Annotated in this window: 10 protein-coding genes; 7 read left to right on the top strand and 3 right to left on the bottom strand. The window is 64.1% G+C overall.

Annotated features, from left to right (window positions below; all coding sequences use genetic code 11):
• Positions 1-40: 40 nt before the first annotated feature.
• Entirely contained in the window at positions 41-922 is an 882-nt protein-coding gene (locus ACWDTP_RS35170; protein WP_450027846.1) for a helix-turn-helix transcriptional regulator, read from the bottom strand.
• 142 nt (positions 923-1064) lie between these two features.
• On the opposite strand from ACWDTP_RS35170, the gene ACWDTP_RS35165 reads away from it, so the two are divergent.
• On the top strand, positions 1065-1910 hold the full coding sequence (locus ACWDTP_RS35165; RefSeq protein WP_450027845.1) for an SDR family oxidoreductase: 846 nt from the start codon (positions 1065-1067) through the stop codon (positions 1908-1910).
• Between the two features lie 36 nt (positions 1911-1946).
• Here ACWDTP_RS35165 and ACWDTP_RS35160 read toward each other — a convergent pair whose 3' ends face one another.
• A complete protein-coding gene (locus ACWDTP_RS35160; protein ID WP_450027844.1) occupies positions 1947-3602 on the bottom strand; it encodes an amidohydrolase in 1656 nt (551 codons plus the stop codon).
• 216 nt (positions 3603-3818) lie between these two features.
• Between ACWDTP_RS35160 and ACWDTP_RS35155 the strand changes: the two genes are divergently transcribed.
• The 4 genes from ACWDTP_RS35155 (at position 3819) to ACWDTP_RS35140 (ending at position 6388) form a co-directional block, all read left to right on the top strand.
• A complete protein-coding gene (locus ACWDTP_RS35155; protein ID WP_450027843.1) occupies positions 3819-4178 on the top strand; it encodes a DUF6616 family protein in 360 nt (119 codons plus the stop codon).
• Between the two features lie 53 nt (positions 4179-4231).
• Positions 4232-4804, top strand: a complete 573-nt coding sequence (locus ACWDTP_RS35150) for a chorismate mutase (protein WP_450027842.1) — start codon at positions 4232-4234, stop codon at positions 4802-4804.
• A gap of 400 nt (positions 4805-5204) precedes the next feature.
• Positions 5205-5822, top strand: a complete 618-nt coding sequence (locus tag ACWDTP_RS35145; protein WP_450027841.1) for a sigma-70 family RNA polymerase sigma factor — start codon at positions 5205-5207, stop codon at positions 5820-5822.
• Between the two features lie 119 nt (positions 5823-5941).
• Entirely contained in the window at positions 5942-6388 is a 447-nt protein-coding gene (locus ACWDTP_RS35140) for a cupin domain-containing protein (RefSeq protein ID WP_450027840.1), read from the top strand.
• A gap of 10 nt (positions 6389-6398) precedes the next feature.
• Here the strand turns inward: ACWDTP_RS35140 and ACWDTP_RS35135 are convergent, their stop codons facing one another.
• Entirely contained in the window at positions 6399-7115 is a 717-nt protein-coding gene (locus tag ACWDTP_RS35135; RefSeq protein WP_450027839.1) for a TetR/AcrR family transcriptional regulator, read from the bottom strand.
• A 114-nt stretch (positions 7116-7229) separates the two neighbouring features.
• Here ACWDTP_RS35135 and ACWDTP_RS35130 point away from each other — a divergent pair, with 114 nt between their 5' ends.
• Together ACWDTP_RS35130 and ACWDTP_RS35125 are read left to right on the top strand one after the other, a co-directional pair.
• Positions 7230-7982: a 5'-methylthioadenosine/adenosylhomocysteine nucleosidase gene (locus tag ACWDTP_RS35130; protein WP_450027838.1), complete on the top strand. Its 753-nt coding sequence runs from the start codon at positions 7230-7232 to the stop codon at positions 7980-7982.
• A gap of 191 nt (positions 7983-8173) precedes the next feature.
• The gene (locus tag ACWDTP_RS35125; protein WP_450027837.1) at positions 8174-8764 is read left to right on the top strand and encodes a TetR/AcrR family transcriptional regulator; all 591 of its coding nucleotides are present in this window, start codon (positions 8174-8176) and stop codon (positions 8762-8764) included.
• Positions 8765-8831: the final 67 nt, after the last annotated feature.

Here is an 8831-nt window from a genome sequence, read left to right as displayed (position 1 = left end):
TTCTTCGGAAAGTGGGCAGTTCTGTGTCTGCTCGCCGGGGTCAGGTGAGCGGGGTTGCGGAGTTGCGGCGATCGGCGGTGCGCCCGGGGATGCCCGCGGCGAGGAGCTGTAACGCGTGAGCGGAGCTGGAGTCGGGCTCCGTGTCATAGATCATCAGGGTCTGATCGGTGTCGTCGCCGGGCGTGAACGCCTGGTAGGTGATCGTGAGATCGCCGACGAGCGGATGCCGGTAGCCCTTGACGCCGGTACGTCGTTGGTGAACGCGGTTGCGAGCCCAGAGCTTTCGGAACTCGGGGCTGTGAATCGAGAGATCTCCGACCAGTTTTCCCAGTAGCGGGTCGTCTGGGTATCGGCCCGCATCCATCCGCAGCATGGCCGCGGTGTCGGCTGCGACCTCGTCCCAATCGGTATAGAGCTCCCGGGCGTGCGGCTCGAGGAAGACGAACCGTGCCTGGTTGCGCTCGGCCGCGGGCATCGCCCCGAAATCCGCGATCAGCAACGCCGCGAGCCGGTTCTGTCCGAGCACGTCGAGCCGTCGTCCGAGGACGAACGCCGGTTTGATCGCCGCCTCGAGGGTGTCGAGCAGCGCTTCGGTTGCGGGGTGCAGTCGTTGCGGCTTGGCGGAGCGGGGACGCGCGACCGACGGCCTCGCGATCGTATGCAGGTGAAGGCGTTCGGCTTCGTCGAGTCTGAGGGCGTTGGCGATGGCATCGAGGACACCGGGGGATGCGCTCTTACTGCGACCCTGCTCGAGCCGCGTGTAGTAGTCGACGCTGACGCCGGCCAACATAGCCAGTTCCTCCCGCCGCAGCCCGACGACCCGGCGTCGGCTGGCATCGGTGATGCCGGCCTGCTCCGGGGTCAGGCGGGATCGCGCGGCGCGCAGAAAATCGCTCAGGCGTGGTTCGAACTCGCCAGACATGTCGTCGAGTGTCGCAGGCGTCGGTGCCTGCGTCGACCGCGCAGCGGTGCCCAATCTGTCCCAGGAAACCGTGGGCCTTCATGGCGGGCTCGCCGGTGCCGACGATGGAGACCGTCATCGCTCCTCGAAGGGAAGTACACACATGTCTGTCTGGATGATCACCGGTGCCGCGCGTGGATTGGGACTTGAGCTGGCACGAGCCGCGCTGAAGGCGGGCGACCGAGTTGCCGTGGCCGCACGCCGACCCGACCAGGTGCCCCAGGACGTCCGCGATCACCGCAACGCGTTCGCGGTGCGGCTCGACGTGACCGACGCGGACCAGATCGGGTCGGCGGTAACCGACGTCATCGGCAGGTTCTCGTCGATCGATGTGCTCGTCAACAACGCCGGTCGTGGTCTGCTCGGCGCGCTCGAGGAGATCACCGACGCTGAGGCGCGTGCGTTGTTCGACGTCAACGTATTCGGCTTGATCAACACGACCCGCGCGGTTCTGCCGAGCATGCGCGCCGCGGGCAAGGGCAAGTTGGTTCACATCGGGTCGCGGGCGGGTTTCGAGGGCGAGCCGGGGGTAAGTATGTACGCGGCATCCAAGTTCGCGGTGGCCGGGATCAGTGAGGCGCTGGCCGCCGAGCTGGCGCCGTTCGGTGTCCAGAGCATGGTGGTTGAGCCGGGAGTGTTCAGGACCGACTTCCTGGACGAGTCGTCGGTTCAGCTACCTGCACGGCGCATGGCCGACTATGACGGAACACCGGCCCATGCCACGCTCGACTGGGTCAAAGAGACCAATCACCTGCAGCTTGGTGACCCCGTCAAGGGTGCGGCGCTCATCTATCGGGTCGCGTCCGGCGAACGGCTCCCGCTGCACCTCGCCGTCGGCCAGGATGCGCTCGACCGACGCGTCGTGATGACCGAACGGATCGACCGGGAGATGGTTCCGTGGCGTGCCGCCTCGGCGGCGACCGCCTACGATTCGATCACCGCCGTGTAGGCGGGCCGGGCGTTCGGCGGACGGGCGGCGATTGGTTCACAGTGCCGAGCCGTGGACCCGCTGCCCCCGGAAGTAGGTTTGGCGGACCTTCGTCTGGTGGATCGCGCCGGTCTCGACGTCGAAGAGGTTGTCGTTCACGATGATGAAGTCGGCTGACCGTCCCGGGGTGAGCATGCCGATGGTGTCGCCCATGCCCATTGCGTTCGCGTTGGCATGGGTGAACGCCGAGATCGCCTCGCGCAGCGTGATGCCCTCGGCAGGGTTGTTGGACCCGGCGTGATTCGGGTCTGGATTCGCCCGAGTTATCAGGGCCTCCATCGCCATCCAGGGATCGGGTGTCGGGGCGATGGGCCAATCGGAGCCGACCGCCAGCTGCGCGTTGTGATCGAGGAGCTCACGGAACGGCCATGACCGGTCCGCGAGCGACGGCGGGATCTGAGTGTTGAGGCTCGTCAGCATCGGTGTCGGAAACCAGATGTACGGTGAGGCCTCGGCGACCACGGCCAGCTCGGTGAAGCGCGGAAGATCCGAAGGGGAGACGAAGGGCACGTGGGCGATGTGATACGGCGTGCGGTTGCCGTGCCGTTCGCGGAGCGCTTGAATCGCATCGAGCGCCTGCCGAACCGAACGATCGCCGGTGGCATGGAGTTTGGCCCCGAGCCCCACTTCGTGACAATGCTCCAATGCGGCGACGAGGTCGGCGTCGGTCCACAGTAACGACCCGGTGTCGGTCGGATCTTCGTGTGCGCCATGACAGATGTACGGTTCGAGCAGAGCCGAGGTTCGCGTCATCGGGACGCCGTCGAGAAAGAATTTGGCGAAGTCGGGCCGAATCTGGTGCCGGCGGTAATCCGCAGCGGCGTCGAATAACTCGTCACCCACGATGTCATCGGACATATATGGCCGGACCGGAAGCGTGCCGACCACCCACGCCGTCAGACCGTCCTCGTCATCGAGTTCGCTGAGGGCACGCAGTGACGGCTCCAGAGTCGCGGCGTCCTGAATTGCGGTGATCCCGAACGAATTCATGAGTTCGATTGCGGTCCGGATCGACTGGCGGTCACGCGCAGCCGGGTTGCCGACCGAGGTCGCAGCGGCGCGCTCGGCCAGCGTGCATGCTGATTCGTAGAGAACGCCGGTCAGGTTGCCGTCGCGATCTCGAACGATCGTTCCGCCAGGTGGGTCGGGCGTCGTGTGGCCGACGCCCATGAGTTCGAATGCTTTCGAGTTGACCCAGCGGTTGTGATACGAGTCGTCACGCAGCAGCACCGGTCGGCCGCCTGCCGCGGCGTCAAGCGCGGCCAGATACCCGCCGGACGCCAGCTGGTCCAGGACGGGGCTGCCGACAATGCCGCCGATTATCCACTCGCCGGTGGCCGCGGTTCGTGCACGGGCAGCTACTTTGGTGAGGATGTCTGGAAGGCCGTCGTCGGGCTGAAGGCTTAATTCCCAGGCCATTCGAGTACCACCGAACATTAGGTGGGCGTGTATGTCGGTCAGACCCGGCATCAGCATGCGGCCGGCGGCGTCCACTACCTCAGTTGCGGATGTGGCGAGCGCGCCGATCTCCAAAGTAGTCCCTACCGCGGTGATCGTTCCGTGTGAGACGGCGACGGCTTCCGCCCAGGGGGACAACGAATCACAGGTGTATACCCGGGCATTGATGACGATGAGCTCGGGGGATGTGCTCACCGCGATGAGGTTGGTGTCCCCCGTAGTCAATGCTGCCTCCTGAGTCCTGTGCCGTGGTCGGAGTGCGCCGGACACCCGCCGACCATCAAAACGACAAGCCGGCCGGGACCGTTCGGGTGCGCTGGCGGACCAGTATGGCAGCGAATGGATGAGGAATCCGCGCCGTTCAACTAGCTGGCAATGGCTCGGCCCGTACGTGTAGTGAAAGGTTTTTCCGTGCAACAGCTGTTCGTGGAGATGTACAACTACAAACCGAAGTGGATCGAGCTGGGGGTTCCGGAACGGGAAGCGTTCGTCGGCACGGTGCTCACGGTTCTGAACGGACTACAGGCAGAGGGCATCGAAATACTGGGCTACGTGGTCAATGACCCTGTCACCGATCGGCGAGCGCCCTATGACTTCTTCTGCGTGTATCGGGTGCCCAATGCGGAGCTGCAGCGTGGGTTCGAGGCAGGTATCGCAGCATCGGGCTGGTATGACTACTTCGAACAGGTCAACCTGAGCGGCACCGTCGATACGGCAGCCGAGACCCTGACGAAAAACGTGCTGTTGCAGACCGCGATATCGGCGCAGTAGGCGCGGCGTCGACGTGCCCCGGAACCACCCCAGCGCCGAACAGAAGGAGACCGATGAAGATTGCCGCGGTACGCACCGTCCTCGTGGCCGCAACCGCTCTGCTGGGTGCATGCGGCGCCCTCCCGGTGGCGTACGCCGATGATTCGGGCCCGCTGCACAGATTGGTAGACACCGCTGCGCAGCGGCTGCTGACCGCTGACCCGGTCGCCGAGTTCAAATGGGTCAAGGGTGGCTCGATCGAAGACGGCGCCAGGGCCAACCAGGTGCTCGATGCGGTCGGTGCCGACGGCAACAAACGCGGGCTCGACGAGAGGTATGTCCGGCGAGCCTTCGAGAACCAGATCCACGCCACCGAAGGCGTCGAGTACACCCGCTTCGGGCAGTGGAAGTTCGACCCGGGACACGCGCCGACGTCGGCCCGGGATCTGTCCCAAACACGCACTGAAATAGATGATTTCAACCGTGTCATGGTCGCCGAGATGACAGCGCAGCGCGGCGTCCTGTTCAGCCAGGGCTGCGCCGCGGCGCTTGACGACGCACGGTCCTCGGTGAGTTCCGCGCGCGCACTCGACCCGCTCTATCGTCGGGCACTCGAGGTCGCGACGTCGTCCTACTGTGCCGGCTGACCACCAGGGAGCAGCATCCTGTGGTCGGTGCGGCGGCCGAATTGTCACGCTGCCAGGACATCCACAGGACACCCTCAGGGGCCTGGTAGTGGTCCGCGACGCTGACGCCCGAGCAGGTGTTTCCACTGATCACATCAGAGACGAAAAAGTGCAATCGATCTGGTCGAGGCGCCGTCAAATAGGTTGATTTACCGGTGTTCCTCAAGGGACGAGTACGGTATCGACGGAAACATCGAGCGAGACCTTGTCAGGCTACCTACTGGTAGGTAGCCTGACGTTGGTCGAGACCACACGAAGTCGGTTGGCAACGGCGCCATGGCTGGTGGGCATCGGTTGTACGGCTTTGTCTTTGTGGGGCTTGTGAGGGCCTCGGGCTCGAGCGATCAAGGAGATTGCTTTGATGTTTGCAACGCAGCAGGTGGATCAGTGTGTGCCGTCGGGTTGCCCTGATTGTGCTGTGGTCGACGGTGTACGGGACCGGGCTAATGAGCGGTTTGTTCGTGAGACGGCGCCGGTGCGGGATTTTCTGGTTCGTAATGCGACGCGGTTGACCCATCAGCGTGCCGATGCTGAGGATCTTGTTCAGGAGACCTTGCTCAAGGCCTATGTGTCTTTTGATAGTTATCGTGAAGGTACGCAGTTGAAGTCGTGGTTGGCTCGGATCATGTCGAATGCGTGGATTGATCGACACCGGTCGGCGCAGCGTCGTCCTGTCGAGCGGCTCAGTGCTGATATCGCCGATTCGCCGTGGAGTGTCGGGGTGCGTGTGTTGGACGGTGGATGGGCGGATTCGGCGGAGACCGAGGTGTTGGGGTCGTTGCCGGGGGAGGCGGAGCGGGCGCTGGAGACCTTGCCAGTGGAGTTGCGTGACATTGTGTATTACGCCTGTATCGCTGATTACCGCAATACCGAAATAGCCGTGTTGCTGGGTATTCCGGTGGGGACCGTGGGCTCGCGGTTGCACCGTGGGAAGGCGCTGCTCCGTGAAGCATTGGCTACCGTGAACGACCAACCGTAATCCGGTACAGCCGAGGACGTCCGGAACGGAAACGCGAAAGCTCTCGTTTCACCATGAGGTCCGTCGAATCAGGATGTGCCACTGCGTCGTAGCCCGCCCACAGAGAGGGTAGTGCCACCATGAATCCAGCGTCCACAATCAGCTCGACATGCGCGTTGCTCGCCATGATGGCGGCGTCGCTCACAACCGCGATCGTGCCGCACGCCACGGCCACCGCACCTATCGGCGTCAGTGCGTCGGAGCTGTCCCGGCATGTGACAGGCGGGAAGGAATACATCGTCACTGACATCACGATCGCTCCGGGTGGGAGTACCGGGTGGCACACTCATCGCGGAGTCATCTACGGCGTGATGAAAGCCGGTGAATTGACCCACTATTCGGCCGACTGTAAGCAAGACGGCTTCTACCGGGCCGGAGATCCGATCACCGACCCCACCGGTCCGGATCACGTCCACAATGCCCGAAACCTGGGCACGACACCGATTATTCTTGAGGTGACCTACATTGATCCCGTCGGCGCGCCCACGTCCGACAGTGTGCCCAACCCGGGGTGTGATTTCGAATAGATCAACGTCGTCATTGCCGGCGTCGGTCGGCGATGCGGTTCAGCCACTCCGCCATCAAGCCGTGCTCGGCCGGTGTCAACGGCACATTGTCGGCTGTCATGGCCTGCCGCAGGGCAACAGCGCGCCTGACCAGCGTGCTGCGCGCCCGGCCTTGTGGTTTCGCGACCAGGATGCCCGCGAGTGCGGTTTCAAGGACCATCTCACTCAGTTCCCGATCGAACTTCGGGGCCGGAACGGTGATCTGGGTGATTACGAAACCGACGCCGCAGGACTTGAACAGGTCGGTGGCGCGCTCGACGCTCATCCGCAATTTGCCTTCGTCGGCGATCCGGGCGATCGCGCTCTGGAGCAAGGTCACCGTTGTCGCGGCCGCCGCTGAGATCGCGTCACCGCGTCGCTTGTGCCCGTAGATCAAAGCGAAGCACTCCGGCTGTGCGAAGCCAAATGTCACGAACAGATCCCACAGGCGCCGTAGGTCGGCGACCGCGTCGTCCGAACTCTTCATCAGTCTGCGTTTTTGGGCTATGTAGTCCTCGAGGATATAGAGGGTGACCGCCTCGATCAGGCCGTCCTTGTCGCCGAATCGGCGGTAGAGGACTGGCGGTTGCGTACCGGCAGCGGCCGCCACCGCGCGCGTGGACACTGCCTCGATGCCCCCCTCGCGGAGAAGCTCGGCAGTGGCTTCCAGCAATCGGTCCGATGTGGATGCACGTGCGTCGACCGGCATGTTGCCAACGATAACACCGGGGCGTGGCGCGCCACCGGAACAGTGTGGCAAACGGGCGGACGGGGAACCGACCGCCAGGCCAGATCGGGTGCCGACAGCGCGTAAACTGGGCCTGTGACAATCGGTTTGATCTCTGCCATCCCGCAGGAGCTGGTTCATCTTCGCGATGTGATGGACAATGTCCACGGTACGAGCATCGCGCACACCCGTTTCGATGTGGGCTCGCTCGACGGTCATGACGTCGTGCTGGCCGAGACGGGAATGGGCAAGGTCAACGCCGCACTGGCAGCGACCACCTTGGCGCATGGTTTCGACTGCCGGGCAATCGTTTTCTCGGGTGTCGCCGGGGGTCTCGACCCGGCCCTGAATGTGGGCGATGTCGTCGTCGCGGATCGGCTGATCCAGCACGACGCGGGCGTGATCGAGGATGAGCGGCTCCAGACCTATCAGGCCGGCCACGTCCCGTTCATCAACCCGACCGATCGGCTTGGCTACGACGTCGACATGTCGCTGCTCGACAATGTCAAGGGTGCGTTGAGTGGCGTCACGCTGCCGCCGCTGTCGCCGGAAGCGGGCGGGCGGGGGAGGCCGGCTCGGATCGTCTACGGCACCGTGCTGACCGGTGACCAATATCTTCACAGCGAGCCGACCCGGGCCCGGTTGCACAGTCAGTTCGGCGGTCGCGCTATCGAGATGGAGGGCGGCGCGGTGGCCCAGGTTTGTGAAGCGTTCGGGATCGGTTGGCTGGTGATCCGGGCGCTGTCGGACCTGGCGGGTCAGGATTCGCGGTTCGAGTTCGGGCAGTTCGCGAGCGAGGTAGCCGCGACGTCGGCCACGGTGTTACGCAGGTTGCTGCCGGTGCTGTAGAGGCGGTAACTGGCTGCGCCTCGAAGCGGCCGAAACTGTGCGCTGGCCAATAGCGTTGATGCACAGCGCAATAACGGCTTGCGGCGTGGATTGCCCTCGGGGCCAACATCTATCGTTGTCATCCCGGTGACCGATCAGCCGTCGAATGCGGCGGGTTGCCCTTCAACCTACCAGAAGGTAGGTTGGCTGCCATGCCCGCTGAGCTATCTACCGCCGATGCGATACTCCGCTGTGCGCGTTCGTCGATTGTGGCGGGCGGGTACAACGGGTTCAGTTATGCCGATATTGCCGCGGTGGTGGGTATCCGCAAGGCGAGTATCCATCATCATTTCCCGACGAAGGTCGATCTGGTCCGGACTCTGGTAAAGCAGTACCGCGCCGAGGCTGAAGCGGGCGTCGCCGAGATCGAGCGTCACGTTGCGGATCCGCTCGAACAGCTGCGTAGTTACGTCGGGTACTGGGAGTCCTGCATCGGTGATCCCGAAACCAGCTACTGCCTTTGCGCATTGCTCGCGACGCAGATCCCCGTTCTGCCGGAGGAGATTGTGTTGGAGGTGCGGGCGTACTTCCGGTCGCTGTCGGCGTGGCTCACCTCGGTGCTGGAACGCGGGGCGCGCCAGGGGTCCGTCGCCTTGAGCGACGGCGCCCATGCGGAGGCCGAGTCGTTGATGGCGGCGGTGCACGGTGCGATGTTGGCGGCGCGGGCGTACGGCGACCCTCAGGCGTTCGCCGTGATCACGGGGTCGGTGATCGACCGGCTTCGGTCGTCCGGACGCGATTAACTCGCGCGAGCAGACACAAAACTGCCCATTTCCACGCGAGAATGGGCAGTTTTATGTCTGCTCGCGG

The sequence above is a fragment of the Mycobacterium sp. NPDC003449 genome (assembly GCF_053588415.1).
This window is presented reverse-complemented; position numbering and strand designations above follow the sequence as displayed.

What these genes read in the sequence shown, in the direction of transcription:
- ACWDTP_RS35170 (WP_450027846.1), bottom strand. Translation starts at nt 922, where the DNA reads ATGTCTGGCGAGTTCGAACCACGCCTGAGCGATTTTCTGCGCGCCGCG.
- ACWDTP_RS35165 (WP_450027845.1), top strand. Translation starts at nt 1,065, where the DNA reads ATGTCTGTCTGGATGATCACCGGTGCCGCGCGTGGATTGGGACTTGAG.
- ACWDTP_RS35150 (WP_450027842.1), top strand. Translation starts at nt 4,232, where the DNA reads ATGAAGATTGCCGCGGTACGCACCGTCCTCGTGGCCGCAACCGCTCTG.
- ACWDTP_RS35145 (WP_450027841.1), top strand. Translation starts at nt 5,205, where the DNA reads ATGTTTGCAACGCAGCAGGTGGATCAGTGTGTGCCGTCGGGTTGCCCT.
- ACWDTP_RS35140 (WP_450027840.1), top strand. Translation starts at nt 5,942, where the DNA reads ATGAATCCAGCGTCCACAATCAGCTCGACATGCGCGTTGCTCGCCATG.
- ACWDTP_RS35135 (WP_450027839.1), bottom strand. Translation starts at nt 7,115, where the DNA reads ATGCCGGTCGACGCACGTGCATCCACATCGGACCGATTGCTGGAAGCC.
- ACWDTP_RS35125 (WP_450027837.1), top strand. Translation starts at nt 8,174, where the DNA reads ATGCCCGCTGAGCTATCTACCGCCGATGCGATACTCCGCTGTGCGCGT.